The following is a 16024-nucleotide window of genomic DNA, read 5'->3' on the forward strand; positions in this document are numbered from 1 at the left end:
CGGCGGCGTCTTGCCGCCCAAGGGACGCTGGCATCATGTCGCGTCGGAGATCGCCGTTACGCCGGAGGCGTTTTATCGCGAGCTTGCCCGCCGGCGATGATGTGGCCGCCAGCATGGTGCATCCCCACATGCCGCCAAGACAGATCACCAGGCGCTCACATTTCCGTCAGGTGATGTCGTCTGAACGGTCTTCCGCTTCTCGACCATGGCCCGCAAAGCATCGTTAATACGGTCCTGCCAGCCGGGTCCGTCCCCCTGGAAATAATCCAGGACAGCTCGATCAATCCTGATTGAAACAAGCTCTCTGACACTTGGAGCAGCTGCGGTTTCGCGAACCGGTGGGGCCGGCTTCTTGACTGGCTTGAAGGCTGCTTCGGCGGCAGCCATTGGATTTGTCGGTCGGCGCGGAGGATTTGCCATTGATAGTCCTGACTGGAGATACCGGATGGGAGGAGACATGCAACGCAACGCGCATCTGAATGCCTCGGTCCACTGCCCTGAACAGTAATTAGAATATTGACGCGAGAGGTGATAGTCTCGCCCTGGATCCTCGGGAGGAGGAAATGCGCGCCATTGCGTTGTTTGCCGGCGTGTTGGTGGCTACGCCCTCGATGGCGGCGGAGCAACTGGTCTTTTACACCGCCAGTTTTCCAGATGCCACCTCAGTCCAGCTCAGCATCCTGAACAATAGCGTCTCGCGAGATGGGGACTATGACTTCGACGTCGCTATTGGCTTAGTCGAAACAGATGCGAACGGCACCATCAGGTACGAAGACACCGGCAGGCATCATGCACACGTTCGCTGCAATTATCCCGCATATGTGAGCGTGGGCGCGCGACGATACCTGATCGAGATGCCTCTGAGCCGTTCCGCACCTGACGATTGGAAAGAGAATCTCTGGATAGCATTCTGCGCCGCCCCTTCGTCGTGACGCGCGTTTTTTGCCTGATCGGACGGCGGCCGGGGGTTGATTTGCAACCGCGGCGCCAGTCGTGGATTACTTAATATCGGTGACCGTGATGTGCCCGTTGACGCGGTCGGCTGCAAACTCGATTGCTTGGCCCGCTTTGACCTTCTCGATCATGCCATCCTCCGCGACGACGAACACCATCGTCATCGCGGGCATGTCGAGATTCGTCAGCGGCTCATGTTTGATCGTCAGCTTTTTCTGCTTGGCGTCGACTTTGACGACTTCGCCTTTCAGATCTGCTTGAACGCGCGCTCTTTGCCTGGAGCCTCTTTGGGTGGCCATGCATCGGCGCAACAGAAACTGCGACAGCCGTTCAACATGTGACGTTTCAAAGCTGATCTTCCCGATTGTGACTTTAGCTCCCGCCACGCATGAGAATCACAAAAATGTAAATCCGAGGGAAGGTGCCCGTGAATTCAACTCGATAGCCTGATGTTGCTGAGCATTCGAACGCTCACCTTCGAAAAAAGGACTGAACCATGAAACACACCATCGGATATGCACTGATTGTCTTCGCGGCAATGAACTCGGCCGCTTTCGCCAACAGCGGCACGAACTCGACAAGCCCCCGCATCGACGGGTTCTTGCACGGTCATGGATCGACCGGCAAAAACACGAAACCGGCATCCAACTCCGACATATCTTCCCAAGTGCTCGATAACGGCGATATCGAGAAGACCAATTCCCCCTACAATCAAGTCGAAGCTGTGAGCCCCTCAGCGTGGCAGGGCATGAGTCCCCGCCAGCGCGCCAGCTGGGCGGGCCGTTAGCAGGTATCAACACCGCGGTTCCGCATCCTCCCACGGAGCCAGTGCAGGGCAAACCGGCCGGCAGCACTGCTGGCCGGTTTGCCCCTTCGACTACTTCGACAACGAACCTGTACAGCACAGCAACCGCACCAACGGAACATACTCGCGACCACCCGACTCCGGGGTGGTCGTCGCCTACACGATCCTGCGGGTAAAGGAATTCTCGTCAGATCGACAGCGCCATTGATGTTTGTAATTTCGTCTCGAGCGATTGAACCATCTGTCAATGTGACTGCTCTCAAATGCTTTCATAGTTTACGCGGGAACTCTGTTTCCACGATTAAGCCGGGCCTGTTGTCGCCCAGGGAAATTGTCGCGCCGTGCATATCCGATATGGCCTTGACCAAGCTGAGGCCGAGCCCTGTCCCTTCGGTGGTCCTGTTCTTTTCCAGGCGATAGAAGCGCTTGAACACTTTCAGCCGCTCCGCCGCCGGGATGCCCGGTCCGTTGTCGCTGACGACGATTGCGCAGCGATTCGCCTGCGTCGTGACACCGATCGCAATCCGGGCTCCTCGTTGTGTATGGCGCATTGCATTGACGATAAGATTTACGCACATCTGCTTCAGCAGATCGGCATCGCCCCATATGAATGAGGCCGTATTTCGGCTGTCACTGGACAGAACCAGCGAACGCTCGGCGTCCTCGACGATGTGGCTATAGATATCGTAGATTTCGGCGACCAACTCCGAAACGTTCACCTGCGCAAATCGCGAACGGCGTGCGCCGGACTCGATTTGCGAGATGCGCAGCAAGCCCTCGAACGTGCCGGCTATATGCGAAACTTCGCCCATAGCTTTTTCGATGAGCGATCTGATGGCCGTTTGGTCTTTGCTTTCGGAAGCGGCCTCAAGCGTTAGAAACAGCCGACCGATCGGCGTCTTGAGATCGTGCGCGATGTCCGTCGTTACCTGCGTCATCGCCGCGACGTTGGCCTGTAGCTGTGCAAGCGCGACATTGATCTCAGCTGCCAGTATGTCGATGTCATCGCCGCGCAAGGAGAGTGGCAGGCGGGTAGCGAGTTCGCCAGCGCCGACGGCTTTCATAGCGCGCGACAGTCCAGCAATACGCCGCCGTGTGCGGAAGGCCAACACCGCGCCCGCGCCGAGCCCTCCCGCAAGTACGATCGCCGTTCCCCAGCCGAAGCTGACAAGCGCGATGCCGCGCAAGCGATCGGTGTCGTCATAGCTTACGCCGACGGTTAGGTCGTAGCCGTCCAGGTTCTTCCGGTAGAGCCGGTAGTTGTTGAGCGCCGCCTCGTGGCTTGTCGGTGCGCGCGTAGAAAATCCCGGCGGGACGTCGGAAATATCAATGTTGCCAGCCAGGAAGTCGCCGTCGGAATCCTTCAGTGTGTAAAGCGTCTCCTGTCCCCTGATTGCCGGGCCATGGCTTCGGATCATGGCGGCAGCACCATCGACACCGTTCGCGTCATAGGCGAAAGAAATCTCCCGGAACCGCTCCGTCACATTGGAATCCAGCCGCTCGTAAAGATAGGCGGCGACCATGTTGTAAGCGACGAAATTGGCTCCAAGGAACGAAAGCAGAAACAGGGAGATGTAGAACGCGGCAAGGCGGATCGACGTACTTCTGGCGATACTAGCGTTGGCCATGAATGGTGTAGCCGGTATTGCGTGTGTTACGCAGGAGCGGAACATCGAATGGTTTGTCGATCTTCGCCCGCAGTCGGCTAATATGGGTTTCCACCACGGTGCTTTGTGGGTCGAAGTTGAAGTTCCAGATCCGCTCAAGGAGCATGGTCTTCGTCAGTATGCGGCCCTCGTTACGCATCAGGAGTTCAAGCAGCGCGAACTCCCGAGGGAGCAATTCGATCGTCGTTCCGCCGCGGGTGGCGAGGCGGCTGAAGAGATCCAGTTCCAGATCAGCCACCTTCAGCTTTGCCTTTTCGGCGGTGATCGGAGGGCGCCTTTGCAGAGCATTGACCCGAGCCAGGAGTTCGGAGAAGGCAAAGGGCTTGATCAAGTAATCGTCCGCACCTGCCTCCAATCCCTCAACTCGATCGTTGACACCGCCCACTGCCGTCAGGAAAATCACTGGCACCTTTCCGCCGGCGCCTCGAAGACCCCGCACGAGCGACAAGCCATCGAGGCCAGGCAGCATCCGATCCACAATGGCGACGTCATAGGGTTCGCGCAGTCCGACAAGCAAAGCATCGCGCCCGTCTGTCAGGACATCCACCACATGGCCGGAAGAGCTCAGTCCATTTTCGATGTAACGGCTGATTTGTTCGTCGTCTTCGACTAAGAGAATTTTCATAATGCTAATCTCTCATCTGGCTTGGCGCGCCAAGCGTTGATGACCTTTTGGCCAGTTTGCTTCTGCCAGTGATGGCGTCCGAAGCGATGTCACAGTGGGGTTTTGGCGGCGGGTTTTTCGGCCCGGTGCCACTAGGGATGCGGCCTGTCCTCCGGCCAGGTACTGGGGTCAGACGTCTCAGGCTCCATGCAATGGATCGACAGTACGGTCCCCAAGAAAGCGCCTTGCTAATGAACACCTCACAAGCGCCGAATCGCTTGCGAAAGAAGCCAGGACCGCGGGTTGATTTTCAACCCGCGGCGCTGGTCGCGGATCACTTGATGCCGGTGACCGTGATGCGTCCGTTGACGCGGTCGGCTGTGAACTCGATCGCCTGACCCGTTTTGACCTTATCGAGCATGCCCTGCTCGGCGACGACGAACACCATCGTCATCGCAGGCATGTCGAGATTGGTCAGCGGCCCATGCTTGATCGTCAGCTTCTGCTGTTTGGCGTCGACCTTGATGACTTCGCCTTTCACGTATTCCTGCGCAAGCGCGCTCCCGCCGATGGCGAGCGCAATCGCGAGTGTCGAGAGTGTCTTTACCAATAGTGTCATGATTGCTTCCTTTGCGTTTGGGGTCAGTTGGCGACGCTGATGTCGCCTTTCATGCCGGAATCGTAGTGACCCGGAACCAGGCAGGCGAAGCCGAATTCGCCGGCATTGGCGAACGTCCAGATGATCTCGCCTCTGGCGCCGGGCGCCAGCCGGATCGCGTTGGGATCGGCGTGTTCCATTTCGGGGAATTTCTCCATCAGCGCCTTGTGCTCCATGATCCCGTCATGGACATCCATGACGAACTCGTGGTCGACCTGGCCCTTGTTGACAAACTTCAGGCGAACGGTCTCGCCCTTCCTCACCTTGAGGACCGCCGGCTGGAACAACATTTTTCCATCGTCCTTCTCCGACATTGAGATGTTGATAGTCCGCTTTGCCTTGCCAGCTTCTCCAGGGTTGCCGATCGGCATTGCGGCGGCTTTGTCGCCATGGCCTCCGGCATGGGTTCCACCGGCAAGAGCTGCTCCCGAACTGACCGCCATCAAAACGGCCGCTGCGATTATACGTTTCATGCTGCACTTTCTCTCTTTGTTGAGATTGAGGGGTTTCGTTTTCTTATCCCTGTTTGCCGTGACCGCCGTGCGCTGCCGGGGCCATCGTTTTTGCGTCGCCTGATTTCATCGGAGCGGGGACATCCCCCTTCCATTCGTAAGCCACGGTTCCCTCCGGATGCTGGTACCAGCCCGGATCGGCGTAATCGTTCGAGGCGAGGCCCTCGCGAACCTTCACGACTGAGAACATGGAGCCCATCTCGATGGCGCCGAATTGGCCCCAGCCATCCATCATCTTGATGGTGTTGTCGGGCAGCGGCATTTCCATTTCGCCCATGTCGGCCATGCCGCGATTGCCCATCGGCATATAGTCGGGCTGAACCTTTCGGATCTTCTCGGTGACCTTTGTCTTGTCGACGCCGATGAACGTCGGCACATCGTGCCCCATGGCGTTCATCGTGTGGTGCGATTTGTGGCAGTGGATCGCCCAGTCACCCTCGTACTTGGCTTCGAACTCGTAGGCCCGCATCGCTCCGACCGGAATGTCGATCGACACCTCCGGCCACCGCGCCTCCGGGCGGACCCAGCCGCCATCGGTGCAGGTCACTTCGAAATCGTAACCATGCATGTGGATCGGATGATTGGTCATGGTCAGGTTGCCCACTCGAACCCTGACCCGGTCGTTCTTCGCGACTGGAAGGGGGCTAACACCCGGAAAAATCCGGCTATTCCAACACCACAGGTTGAAATCGGTCATCTCCATGACCTTCGGGACGTAGGATCCAGGTTCGATATCGTAGGCATTCAGCAGGAACACGAAATCGCGGTCCACGCGCATGAATTTCGGATCTTTGGGATGAATGACGAAAAAGCCCATCATGCCCATGGCCATCTGCACCATTTCGTCGGCGTGCGGGTGGTACATGAATGTGCCGCTCTTCACGAGGTCGAACTCATAAACGAAGGTCTTGCCGGGTTGGATATGCGGCTGGGTGAGGCCGCCGACGCCGTCCATGCCGTTGGGCACGATCATGCCGTGCCAATGGATCGTCGTGTGCTCCGGCAGCTTGTTTGTCACGAAGATGCGGACCCGATCACCCTCAACCGCCTCTATCGTCGGACCGGGCGATTGACCGTTGTAGCCCCAGAGATACGCGGTCATGCCGGGCGACATTTCGCGCTCGACCGCTTCGGCCACCAGGTGGAACTCCTTTACCCCGTTGTTCATGCGATGCGGAAGGGTCCAGCCGTTGAGCGTCACGACCGGCTGGTAGTCCGGGCCGCTCGTCGGAAAGATTGGAGGCTGCATATCAGGAGACTCCATGATTGGAGCGTCGGGCAGCCCCATCGCGGACGTTTTGGTCCATGCAGTGGCGCCGGCGAGCAGGGCTCCCGCGCCTAGCAACTGACGTCTTGAAAGCATTTTCTTCTCCTTGAGTTCAGTGGCCTTCGGCGCCCGCTTCGGCCGCGACCGGTGCGTCGCCGCCCCCGGACGAGCTTGCACCGCCACCATGGATGGCGGTTCCGAGATTGACGTCGGCCAGCCAGAAATTGCGCTTGGCGTTGAGGGAAAGCATGATCGAGCTGATTTTCGCACGCGTGTCCGCCAGCAGCTCGAACGTGTTGGTGATCATGCCGTTGTAGGTGAGGACCGACTCCGCCTCGATCTTTGTTCGCAGCGGCACAACATTGTTCCGATAGTGCCGGGCAATGTCGTAGGTCGAACGGTAGGCGTCATAGGCGGATCTGGCCTCCGACCGGATGTTGACGGCATTTTCCGCCATCCGGTTTGCGGCTTGCATGTAGGCAAGTTCGGCCTTGCGCATGCGTGCCTTGCCGGTATCGAAAATCGGAATGACGAATTCGAGCTCCAGAGTGGGCGAGACACTCGTCTCCGTTCCGCCGCCCTCCTCTGACTCTTCGCGTTCCATCTCCACGCCAGACAGGAGTTCCAGGTCGCTGACGTAGCGCGTCGCCTCGGTCAGGCCGTAGGATTTCGCCAACGCTTCCAGCTCAAGCTTCGCGATCTCAAGGTCGACACGATTTTTTAGTGCCTCCGCCTCGATTGCGCGTTTGGCCTTAGCGCCCTTCGGCAGAGCCGGAAGCTTATTGGGAACGGAATAATCGATATCTGGTCCCCAAAGGCCCATCAGGCGGGTGAGCTCTTCCTTGGCAGTCCGGGCCGCGAGACGAGCCTCCGCTGCCTGGCCCACGATCTCGGCATAAAAGACATGCTCGCGGGCTTGGCCGGTTTTTGTGAAAGCGCCGGTCTCCCCCAGTTTTTGAGCGAGTTCGGACGCAGCGTCGGCGGCGGCTTGCGCCTGGCTTAGATAGGAGACGCTTTCCTGGGCCGATACAGCATTGATCCACGCCCGCCGTGTGTCGGCTGCCAGCCGTAGCGTTTCTTCGGCGGCGCGGAGTTGGGCCTGGCGGAAACGCGCATCCGCGACTGCGACGCGCCGCTGGCGGGTCGTTAGTGCAAGGATATTGCCGACTACCGCTCCTTCAATCGTCCGCACGGGATCGACGCCGATCATGCCGACCGAGATCGTCGGATTGACGAGCATCGTTTCCTGCCAAACGTCAGCAGCCGACAGTCCGATTTCAGCATAGGCGGCCTGCAGGCCCTTGTTATTGAACAGCGCGACCTGCGCCGCTGTGTCCGGATCGATCGTCTTTTTCTGGACAAGACCCTTCACGCGCTGAGACACCGTCCGCGCTTCCTCGCTGGACTGCACCCAAACGGTTTTCTTTCCAGTCACAGATCCGGTCCGCGCGGCCATGCTGGCAAGGCCTGCCATTGGACTGGAAATGCCATCCACTGACGCTGTGGTCGTGCATCCAGCAACCACGAGCGGCAGCAAACCGATCGCGAGCAGCTTTCTAATTCGGCCGCTCATGAGCCAGCTCCGTTGTTTGTCGGAGAAAGCTCGTCATTGAGACGCCGCCAATTCTGCGGGTCCACCGGCTCGCGGTGGCGATAGTCGGCGATGACCGAGTGGTAGTGCGCATCACGGACGCCCATTGCGGGATCGGCCGGATTGAAGGCGGGAAGGATGTGCGGCGGCGTGGTTGCCGCACATCCGGCAACTAACAGCGATGCGAGCATCGCGGAGCTTGCGATTTTCATTATAGACCTGAAGCTTGACGTATGCGTTTGGCCGCGCGGGAACGGATTCCCGGCGCTGCGCGAACACCCCGAAAGGGCGGGTCAGTTCAGATGTTTGGGGGGTCTTATGAGCGCTGTGTATTCGCCGAGCGGCAAAGTGACGGCAATGACGGGCGCAAAGCAGCGGGAGACAACATGCTCCATGTCAGGGCAGTCGACCGGCACCGCATTTGCCGGCGCGCAATGGACTTCACAGCTCTTGTCGGCGGATTGCTTGGCGCCGTGATGATGCTGCGGCGTGTCCGTATCGCCCGCCGCCGTGGCGCCATGATCGTCCATGTCATGTGCGGGTGTCTCGGCTTGGAGATCCACCCTAGCCTGGAGATCGGCCCCGGCATGAAAACCCGTGGCATTGGCTGTGGCGAACAGACCAGGCTGAAGAGCCGACATGACCAGGAACACGACCGCCAGCATTGCTCGGAGCGGCATGTTTCCTAGGATCGTGAATCGACCATGAGTCCTCATCGCGCCCTTCCGACAATTGTTCGGCTGATTTGTCAAGGCCGCCTTCGACCAGTTTGCCGCAGTGCAACCAAAAGTGAAGGTCGTTGCAAGAACGGTATTGCTCGAAGCCGCCATGTGCCACCACATTTTTCATACATTTTTGTATGGCCTGTTTATGGCCCGTGCAAAAAGCAGCGCTGCGATGTCCGCGATTTCGGTTTACGTCAGGCTCAGCACCGCCCCGGCGACGACCAGATACCGCGAAACCTTCGCGACGGCGACGATTGCGACAAAGCTCCATAGCGGCTCGCGCAAGACCCCAGCGACCACGGTCAGCGGGTCGCCGATGATCGGCATCCAGCTTAACAGGAGCGACCACCTTCCATAACGACGATACCGGCTCGTGGCGCGGTTGAGCATCGCGGGACGCAGCGGGAACCAGGGCCTGTCCCGGAAGCGTTCGATCCCTCGACCAAGACCCCAGTTCACCGCGGAACCCAGGACGTTGCCCATGCTGGCGACAAGAACCAGCATTGCGGGCGAGAAGGAATCTGTGGCGAGGAGCCCTGCAAGCGCGGCCTCCGACTGCGCCGGAAGGATGGTCGCCGCGGCGAAGGCGACAGCAAACAGGCCGCCGTAGATGGCAAAGATATCCATCTACGCTTCGCCTTGCGGAGCGGGGTTCAGGATTGCACATCGATCACGACCATCAGTCCGCCACCGCCTTTCTCTTCGACATTGTTGTTGGTCGTATGATGTCCGATATGGCAGTGGATCAGCCACTTTCCGGGTCGACGTGCCTGCCAGACGACATCGTAGCGTTGCCCTGGTCCGACGTTGACGGTGTCGGCAAGGAAACGCGCCGACTCTGGGATAGTCTCGCCATCGCGGGCGACAACTTCGAACGGACCGCCGTGGATGTGCATCGGGTGGATAAACCCATTGTTGGTGCCGATGAAGCGAACCTTCAGAGTTTCACCGACCTTCATCCTGATCGTGTCCGTTGACGGATAGGCGCGACCGTTGATCGTGAAATAATTCGGCTGCCCGCCGTCCATCGGCATCGATGGAAAGGTCAGTCCCTCCCGCATCAGCCATTCCTGAAGCTGAATAACATAGTCGTGGTCTGCCGCAATCTCGTCCTGGGGATTGGCAGGATCGATGATGAGCGCGCCGTAGAGTCCGAGCGCCTGCTGGCGATCGACATGGTCATGCGAGTGATAGAAGTAGGTCCCCGATTGGCCCGCCGTGAATTCATATCGGTAGCTGCCGCCGGGCGGGATCGGCTCCTGCGTGATCTCGGCCGGGCCATCCATTTCGTTCGGCAGGATCAACCCGTGCCAGTGCAGGGTCGTGCTCTCCGGCAGGCGGTTCGTGACGTTGATGCGCACCCGATCGCCTTGCCGGATATGCAGCCGCGGGCCCGGAACCTGACCGTTGATCGCATAGGCATCGACTTTCACGTCAGGCAGGATCGCCCAGCGGATGACCGACGTTTCAAGGTCGAACACCTTCACCCCGTTCTTCTCCATCCTGGCTTGCAGTTCCCGGTCGCCGCGAACCTCCAGGCCATGGCTGGCCGTGACCAGGCGAGGATGCACGGCAGCCATGTCCAGCATCGCTGCAGCCGGCGTGTCGCGGTCCATGACCATACCCGGCGGCATGATGGCGCCGCCGACGTCTCGCGCGCTGAGGGTGAGGTTCACCCAATTGGCCGGAGCGATCATGCCGAGCGCCAGCGCAAGCACGGACACGCCGCCGAAGGCCGCGAGTTGCGGAACGGTTGCATCCGGTTCCATCCCGTGACCGCCATGCGGACCACGCGACCCGCCTCCCCCATTGCCATGCGTCGATCCGTGGCCGGATCCATGATGGCCAGCCCCGGGATTGCTGCCATGACGCTGCCCCGCTACCCCGGCTTCCGCGCCGCCATGCGCGTGCTCGCGCCTGCCTTCCCTCGCCTTGTCGAATTCCGGCTCGCGTTCGGTCATCAGCCCGTGTTTCAGGCCACGAACCACCATCCATACGTTGGCAGGATATGCAGTGATGAATCCAACGATCACGCCGAACGACATCACGCCCCAGAACAGGAGCTCGGTCGGTTCCATGGCCCGCATGTCGCTGCCCATCATCAGGAAGCTCATGACCGGCGCCATGCCCGCCATCATGAAATTCATGCTGATGAACTCCGGCATGAAGCTCTTGCGGACATTCTCCCAATAGGTGCCGCCCATCATCGATTTCATAAACAGCGACTGAAAGATGAACAGGCCGAACGCGAATCCGGCAACATACTCAACGATGAGGTCGATCCACATCGGCAGCCCAAGCGCGGCGGTGATTGCGGCCGCGAGGATGATGCCGGTGGCGTCGCCGGCGACGCAGTGGATCGTCGAGCCGACGCCCTGCTTCCAGAGCGGCTTGGTGAACGCCTCGTGTTCGCCCGGCCGAGGTTCCTTGTCGGCCAGCACGTAAATCAGCAGTCCCAGCGGCCCCATATAGAGCGTGACCAGGATGAAGCCCCATTTCATCACTACGGGTTCGGGATTGTTGCGGAACTGATCCAACGCGACATAAGCCGTACTGAGGCCCGCAAGAACGAACCAGACTGCAAGAAAGTAGTCGACGGGCTGTACGAACACTGCAGAACTCCTGTCGGTTTTTCTGTCCCCGTAGAATCTCCCGGAGATGGTGCTGGCGGCGAAAATAGGCGATAAGCTTTCCAGTTGCTGGAAGGTCAAGGGTTGCCGCCCAGCCAAATTGCCGATCCTGGTTTCCAAGAAAGTCACGGAGAATGGGTTCCATGGGGCGTTCTCTGCTGCTTGACTCTCCGCTTTTTTCGCGGCAGTTTTCGATCAATAGGTCAGACCAATTTACCGATCCGGGATCAGCCAATGATTCTGTTGAAGTAGAACTGGGTAAGAATGCCGATCCAGGCCGTTGAACCGCGTCGACTTTACCGACAGATCGCCGATCAGCTCAGGCAGCTGATCGACGCGGGCGAGTTCGCAGTTGGCGATCGCCTGCCGACCGAGCGCGAGCTGGCCGATCAGCTTGGCATCTCCCGCCCGACCGTCCGTGAAGCGCTGATTGCGCTCGAGGTCGAGGGGCGCATACGCATCCGCGTAGGCTCCGGCATCTACGTCACCGACCGGCCGCGTGCTGACGTTTTGACGGCTGAGATGGATGAAGGCCCGTTCGAGCTGTTGCGGGCACGCGAGTTCATCGAAGGGGCAATCGCCGCCGAAGCCGCCCTCCATGTTCGGCCGATCGACATCGAACACATGGACGACGTGCTGCGCCGGATGGAGGACATACCTCACCCGACCAAGACGACGATCGCGCTCGACCGCGAGTTCCATACGATGGTGGCGGGTATTCTCGGAAACGCCGTCCTGGTGCGCTGCATCGGCGAGCTTTTCGACCAGCGTATGAACCCATATTTCGAACTCCTGTCGAGCTATTTCGAGAACAGGGACTCCTGGCGGGCCGCCGCAGAGGAGCATCGCGCGGTGCGCGATGCGATCGCGGCGCGCGAGCCCGAACGGGCGAAGGCCGCCATGCAGCAACACCTGCGCCAGTCGCAACTGAGATTCTCACGCAATTTTGGTGAGAAATCCGTGGCCAGGGAGGTCGCGGAATAGAGCATCGGACCCCAAAGTAGGAACCAGGTTTGGGAAAATCCGACGCTCAACTAAAAGATCTAGAGTCGGCCGGGGGGAGATCCGGTCGGAGCAGTCAAAATCCAACCTCAGGGAGGAACACAATGCTGAGAAAATACGCAGTTCTACTCGGTGCGATCGCAGCGATCGCTATGCCTTTGGCTTCGGCCTCGGCGCAGACAGCTCTGAAATGGGCCCACGTGTATGAGACGTCGGAGCCCTTCCATACCGAGTCCGTGTGGGCAGCGGAGGAGATTAAGAAGCGCACTCAGGGCCGCTACACCGTCGACGTCTATCCGGCCTCGCAGCTCGGCAAGGAAGCGGACATAAACCAGGGCCTGACGCTCGGCACGGTCGATATCATCATTTCCGGGTCGAGCTTTGCGGCGCGCGAATATCCGCCGATTGGCGTCACCTATTTCCCCTATACCTTCCGCGACGCCGACCATCTGCTGAAATACACCAAGAGCGACGTCTACAAGGCGCTGACCATGGGTTACGAGGACAAGACCCGCAACCACATCGCCGCCACCACCTACTATGGAACGCGGCAGACCACCTCGAACCGGCCGATCGCCAAATGCTCCGACATGCAAGGCCTGAAGATGCGCGTTCCCGACGTGCCGGCCTATCTCGCAATGCCGCGCGCCTGCGGCGCCAATACCGCGCCGATAGCCTTCGCCGAGGTGTACCTGGCGCTGCAGAACGGCACGGTCGAGGCCCAGGAGAACCCGCTGACCACCATCGAGGCGAAGAAATTCTACGAGGTACAGAAAAACATCGTGCTTACCGGCCACATCGTCGATCACCTCAACACCATCATATCGGCGTCGCGCTGGGCCTCGCTTTCCGACGAGGATAAGAAGATCTTCACCGAGGTGATGCAGGAGGCGGCCGCCCGCGCCACGGCAAAGATCGTCGCGCGCGAAAAGGAGCTGGTGCAGGTCTTCAAGGATCGCGGCATCACCGTTACCGAAGTCGACCGCGCCGATTTCGAGAAGAACGTGCTTGAGAAGGTCACGTTCGAGGAGTTCGGCTACAACAAGGCCGATTGGGAAGCGATCCGCGCGATCAAGTAAAGTGTCGGGAAAATCAGATGCTCAAACAAAGGGATAGAGCGGCAACCGGATTCGCCGCTTTAACCTGCCCATCCGTCCGGTTCCACGTTGCGCCGGACGGCCTTTCCAATCCTTGACAACCCACCAGCTTCGGGAGCCCGCGCGCCGATGGCCGAGGAACACCATACCGAGATCACCGTCGAAGAGATCGCCCACGCGTTCGAGGAGGTGCCGGTACACATTGACCTGTCGCACCATGGCATCGAGGACTGGATCACGCTCGCCGTGTTCTGGGGCATGGTCGTCTGTGTCTTCCTGCAGTTCTTCACCCGCTATGCGCTGAACAACAGCCTTGCCTGGACCGAGGAGATCGCCATCAACGCGCTGGTCGTCGTCGTCTTTCTCGGCGCCGCCATGTGCGTGCGCATCTCGCGCCACATCCATGTCGATGTACTCTACCATTACCTGCCGGAGCGTGTCGGCCGCTGGCTGGCACTCGCTGTCGACGTCATTCGTGTCGTCTTCTTTGCCTACGGAACCTGGCTGATGTGGCGCTACGTCTCGATCGTGGCGCACGAACGCATGGTCACCATCAACCTGCCGCGCCGCTGGTTCTTCTATGCCGTCCTGGCGGGCTTCGCGTTGATGTTTCTGCGCTCGATCCAGGTCTTCATTGGTAACTATAGGCGTGGCTATTCGGTGCTCGAGCGCCCCGGTGCGTTCGAAACGGTGGGGGACTGAGCGATGCTGTTATTGGTCGGAGGCTTTCTTGTCCTGATGCTGATTGGCGTGCCGGTCGCCGTGTCGATGGCGGCCGCCTCGGTGCTCTACCTCGTCCTCTATGGCGTCGCACCCGATATCATCGCGGCGCAGCGCATGATTGCCGGAGTGGAGAGCTTTCCGCTACTCGCCGTGCCCTTCTTCATCCTCGCCGGCAACCTCATGAACATCGCCGGCGTCACTGGCCGCATCTATGCCTTCGCCCTTGCCCTGGTCGGCTGGATGAAGGGCGGCCTGGCGCAGGTCAACATCATCGGATCGGTGATCTTCTCCGGTATGTCGGGCACCGCGCTCGCCGACGCCGCCGGCATCGGCACCATCGAGATCAAGGCGATGAAGGACCACGGCTATCCGATCGACGCCGCGGTCGGGGTCACCGCTGCCTCGGCGACGCTCGGGCCGATCTTCCCACCTTCGCTGCCCTTCGTCATCTACGGCATGATGGCGAATGTCTCGATCGGCGCGCTGTTCATGGCCGGCATCCTGCCCGGCGTGGTCATGACCGTGCTGATGATGGTGACGGTCGCCATCTTCGCCTATCGGCGCGGCTGGGGTTCCGATACGCCGTTCGAGCTTCGGCGGCTCGCCGAAGCGGCGGGCGAGGTGCTGGTGGTGGCTGCCTTCCCGCTCGCCTGCTATCTGCTGGTGCAGCTCGGCCTGTCCATCAATGTCGCGGTCGGCATCGCGCTGCTGGTGCTGGTTGCGGCAGACTGGTATTTCGACTTCTCCGCGGTCATGGCTCTGATGACGCCGATCATCCTGATCGGCGGGATGACGATGGGCTGGTTCACGCCGACCGAGGCGGCGATGGCCGCCGTGATCTGGTCGCTTTTCCTCGGGCTGGTGCGCTACCGCACGATGACGCTGCGCACACTCGCAAAGGCGAGCTTCGACACCATCGAGACGACTGCCTCTGTGCTCTTCATCGTCACCGCCGCCTCGATATTCGCCTGGCTGCTCACCGTCAGCCAGGCGGCACAACTGTTCTCGACCTTCATCTTCGCCCTCACCGACAACAAGTGGGTCTTCCTCATCCTGGTGAATGTCCTGATGCTGGTGGTTGGCTGCTTCCTCGATACGATCGCGGCGATCACCATTCTTGTGCCCATCTTGTTGCCGGTGGCCGCCGTATACGGCATCAACCCGGTGCATTTCGGTCTGATCATGACGCTTAATCTGATGATTGGCCTCCTTCATCCGCCGCTCGGCATGGTGCTGTTCGTCCTCTCGCGGGTCGCCAAGCTGTCGGTCGAGCGCACGACCATGGCAATCCTGCCCTGGCTTGTCCCGTTGATCGTCGCGCTGATCCTGATCACCTTCATCCCCGCCATCACGCTGTGGCTGCCGACGCAAATGGGACTGATCCGATGATCGATAGGGCAGTCGCCGCGACGCTGTTCGGCCCTGAGGATCTGCGGGTCGTCGAGCACCCGCTCGGCCCGCTTGCGCCGGGAATGGTGCGCGTGCGCTTCGGCGCAGGCGGCATTTGCGGTTCCGACCTGCATTATTTCCGCCATGCGCGGACCGGCGATTTTGTCGTCACATCGCCGCTCGTGCTTGGCCACGAGGTCGCCGGTGAAATCGTCGAAATCAACGCGGACGCGCCGGGACTTGCCGTCGGTGATCGCGTGGCGGTCAACCCCTCGCGCTGGTGCGGACAATGCGCGCGGTGCGCGGAGGGCCGCGCCAATCTTTGCGAAAACATCTATTTCATGGGCTCGGCGTCGAAAACGCCGCACATGCAAGGCGGGTTTGCCAGCGTGTTCGACGC

General features: G+C 60.0%; 19 protein-coding genes. 7 read left to right on the plus strand and 12 right to left on the minus strand.

Going from position 1 to position 16024, the window contains the following annotated elements; translation table 11 throughout:
- Window positions 1-144: 144 nt before the first annotated feature.
- Window positions 145-420, minus strand: coding sequence for a BrnA antitoxin family protein (locus E5W87_RS17690; RefSeq protein ID WP_292400022.1), 276 nt, complete (start codon window positions 418-420; stop codon window positions 145-147).
- Between the two features lie 143 nt (window positions 421-563).
- Between E5W87_RS17690 and E5W87_RS17695 the strand changes: the two genes are divergently transcribed.
- Window positions 564-932, plus strand: a complete 369-nt coding sequence (locus E5W87_RS17695) for a hypothetical protein (RefSeq protein WP_292400025.1) — start codon at window positions 564-566, stop codon at window positions 930-932.
- A 66-nt stretch (window positions 933-998) separates the two neighbouring features.
- On the opposite strand, the gene E5W87_RS17700 is transcribed toward E5W87_RS17695, so the two are convergent.
- Entirely contained in the window at window positions 999-1253 is a 255-nt protein-coding gene (locus tag E5W87_RS17700) for a copper-binding protein (protein WP_292400078.1), read from the minus strand.
- A 197-nt stretch (window positions 1254-1450) separates the two neighbouring features.
- Between E5W87_RS17700 and E5W87_RS17705 the strand changes: the two genes are divergently transcribed.
- Complete coding sequence (locus tag E5W87_RS17705; protein WP_292400027.1) at window positions 1451-1741, plus strand: hypothetical protein; 291 nt, start codon at window positions 1451-1453, stop codon at window positions 1739-1741.
- 287 nt (window positions 1742-2028) lie between these two features.
- On the opposite strand, the gene E5W87_RS17710 is transcribed toward E5W87_RS17705, so the two are convergent.
- The 10 genes from E5W87_RS17710 to E5W87_RS17755 form a co-directional block, all read right to left on the minus strand.
- Window positions 2029-3387, minus strand: coding sequence for a HAMP domain-containing sensor histidine kinase (locus E5W87_RS17710; RefSeq protein WP_292400030.1), 1359 nt, complete (start codon window positions 3385-3387; stop codon window positions 2029-2031).
- A complete protein-coding gene (locus E5W87_RS17715) occupies window positions 3374-4051 on the minus strand; it encodes a response regulator transcription factor (RefSeq protein ID WP_095485178.1) in 678 nt (225 codons plus the stop codon). The genes E5W87_RS17710 and E5W87_RS17715 overlap by 14 nt, the downstream gene beginning before the upstream one ends.
- Window positions 4052-4364: 313 nt before the next feature.
- Entirely contained in the window at window positions 4365-4649 is a 285-nt protein-coding gene (locus tag E5W87_RS17720; protein ID WP_292400033.1) for a copper-binding protein, read from the minus strand.
- Between the two features lie 23 nt (window positions 4650-4672).
- The gene (locus tag E5W87_RS17725; RefSeq protein WP_292400036.1) at window positions 4673-5161 is read right to left on the minus strand and encodes a cupredoxin family protein; all 489 of its coding nucleotides are present in this window, start codon (window positions 5159-5161) and stop codon (window positions 4673-4675) included.
- Window positions 5162-5204: 43 nt separating this feature from the next.
- On the minus strand, window positions 5205-6563 hold the full coding sequence (locus E5W87_RS17730; RefSeq protein ID WP_292400039.1) for a copper oxidase: 1359 nt from the start codon (window positions 6561-6563) through the stop codon (window positions 5205-5207).
- A gap of 16 nt (window positions 6564-6579) precedes the next feature.
- The gene (locus E5W87_RS17735) at window positions 6580-8040 is read right to left on the minus strand and encodes a TolC family protein (protein ID WP_292400042.1); all 1461 of its coding nucleotides are present in this window, start codon (window positions 8038-8040) and stop codon (window positions 6580-6582) included.
- Window positions 8037-8249, minus strand: coding sequence for a hypothetical protein (locus E5W87_RS17740; protein ID WP_292400044.1), 213 nt, complete (start codon window positions 8247-8249; stop codon window positions 8037-8039). Before E5W87_RS17740 ends, E5W87_RS17735 begins: the two co-directional genes overlap by 4 nt.
- A 102-nt stretch (window positions 8250-8351) precedes the next feature.
- On the minus strand, window positions 8352-8723 hold the full coding sequence (locus E5W87_RS17745) for a hypothetical protein (RefSeq protein WP_292400047.1): 372 nt from the start codon (window positions 8721-8723) through the stop codon (window positions 8352-8354).
- A gap of 249 nt (window positions 8724-8972) precedes the next feature.
- Complete coding sequence (locus E5W87_RS17750; RefSeq protein WP_292400049.1) at window positions 8973-9410, minus strand: YqaA family protein; 438 nt, start codon at window positions 9408-9410, stop codon at window positions 8973-8975.
- Between the two features lie 26 nt (window positions 9411-9436).
- Window positions 9437-11395: a DUF4396 domain-containing protein gene (locus tag E5W87_RS17755; RefSeq protein WP_292400053.1), complete on the minus strand. Its 1959-nt coding sequence runs from the start codon at window positions 11393-11395 to the stop codon at window positions 9437-9439.
- Window positions 11396-11677: 282 nt separating this feature from the next.
- Here E5W87_RS17755 and E5W87_RS17760 point away from each other — a divergent pair, with 282 nt between their 5' ends.
- The 5 genes from E5W87_RS17760 to E5W87_RS17780 all read left to right on the plus strand — a co-directional run.
- Window positions 11678-12397 (plus strand): FadR/GntR family transcriptional regulator, encoded by a 720-nt coding sequence (locus E5W87_RS17760; protein WP_292400056.1) that lies wholly within the window; start codon window positions 11678-11680, stop codon window positions 12395-12397.
- 170 nt (window positions 12398-12567) lie between these two features.
- Window positions 12568-13494, plus strand: a complete 927-nt coding sequence (locus E5W87_RS17765; protein WP_292400082.1) for a sialic acid TRAP transporter substrate-binding protein SiaP — start codon at window positions 12568-12570, stop codon at window positions 13492-13494.
- A 147-nt stretch (window positions 13495-13641) separates the two neighbouring features.
- Window positions 13642-14214 (plus strand): TRAP transporter small permease, encoded by a 573-nt coding sequence (locus E5W87_RS17770; RefSeq protein ID WP_292400059.1) that lies wholly within the window; start codon window positions 13642-13644, stop codon window positions 14212-14214.
- Between the two features lie 3 nt (window positions 14215-14217).
- Window positions 14218-15624 carry a TRAP transporter large permease gene (locus tag E5W87_RS17775; RefSeq protein ID WP_292400062.1) on the plus strand — a complete coding sequence of 469 codons (1407 nt, stop codon included), beginning with the start codon at window positions 14218-14220 and terminating at the stop codon, window positions 15622-15624.
- The coding region (locus tag E5W87_RS17780; RefSeq protein WP_292400065.1) for an alcohol dehydrogenase catalytic domain-containing protein at window positions 15621-16024 on the plus strand (404 nt) is incomplete at its 3' end. The genes E5W87_RS17775 and E5W87_RS17780, both read left to right, overlap by 4 nt.

Origin of the sequence: Mesorhizobium sp. (genome assembly GCF_004962925.1) — a bacterium.
Classification (GTDB): Bacteria; Pseudomonadota; Alphaproteobacteria; order Rhizobiales; family Rhizobiaceae; genus Mesorhizobium.

Excerpts from the sequence above, each read along its gene's own strand:
- E5W87_RS17690 (WP_292400022.1), bottom strand. The coding sequence starts at position 420 with ATGGCAAATCCTCCGCGCCGACCGACAAATCCAATGGCTGCCGCCGAA.
- E5W87_RS17695 (WP_292400025.1), top strand. The coding sequence starts at position 564 with ATGCGCGCCATTGCGTTGTTTGCCGGCGTGTTGGTGGCTACGCCCTCG.
- E5W87_RS17700 (WP_292400078.1), bottom strand. The coding sequence starts at position 1,253 with ATGGCCACCCAAAGAGGCTCCAGGCAAAGAGCGCGCGTTCAAGCAGAT.
- E5W87_RS17705 (WP_292400027.1), top strand. The coding sequence starts at position 1,451 with ATGAAACACACCATCGGATATGCACTGATTGTCTTCGCGGCAATGAAC.
- E5W87_RS17710 (WP_292400030.1), bottom strand. The coding sequence starts at position 3,387 with ATGGCCAACGCTAGTATCGCCAGAAGTACGTCGATCCGCCTTGCCGCG.
- E5W87_RS17715 (WP_095485178.1), bottom strand. The coding sequence starts at position 4,051 with ATGAAAATTCTCTTAGTCGAAGACGACGAACAAATCAGCCGTTACATC.
- E5W87_RS17720 (WP_292400033.1), bottom strand. The coding sequence starts at position 4,649 with ATGACACTATTGGTAAAGACACTCTCGACACTCGCGATTGCGCTCGCC.
- E5W87_RS17725 (WP_292400036.1), bottom strand. The coding sequence starts at position 5,161 with ATGAAACGTATAATCGCAGCGGCCGTTTTGATGGCGGTCAGTTCGGGA.
- E5W87_RS17730 (WP_292400039.1), bottom strand. The coding sequence starts at position 6,563 with ATGCTTTCAAGACGTCAGTTGCTAGGCGCGGGAGCCCTGCTCGCCGGC.
- E5W87_RS17735 (WP_292400042.1), bottom strand. The coding sequence starts at position 8,040 with ATGAGCGGCCGAATTAGAAAGCTGCTCGCGATCGGTTTGCTGCCGCTC.
- E5W87_RS17740 (WP_292400044.1), bottom strand. The coding sequence starts at position 8,249 with ATGCTCGCATCGCTGTTAGTTGCCGGATGTGCGGCAACCACGCCGCCG.
- E5W87_RS17745 (WP_292400047.1), bottom strand. The coding sequence starts at position 8,723 with ATGCTGGCGGTCGTGTTCCTGGTCATGTCGGCTCTTCAGCCTGGTCTG.
- E5W87_RS17750 (WP_292400049.1), bottom strand. The coding sequence starts at position 9,410 with ATGGATATCTTTGCCATCTACGGCGGCCTGTTTGCTGTCGCCTTCGCC.
- E5W87_RS17760 (WP_292400056.1), top strand. The coding sequence starts at position 11,678 with ATGCCGATCCAGGCCGTTGAACCGCGTCGACTTTACCGACAGATCGCC.
- E5W87_RS17765 (WP_292400082.1), top strand. The coding sequence starts at position 12,568 with ATGCCTTTGGCTTCGGCCTCGGCGCAGACAGCTCTGAAATGGGCCCAC.
- E5W87_RS17770 (WP_292400059.1), top strand. The coding sequence starts at position 13,642 with ATGGCCGAGGAACACCATACCGAGATCACCGTCGAAGAGATCGCCCAC.
- E5W87_RS17775 (WP_292400062.1), top strand. The coding sequence starts at position 14,218 with ATGCTGTTATTGGTCGGAGGCTTTCTTGTCCTGATGCTGATTGGCGTG.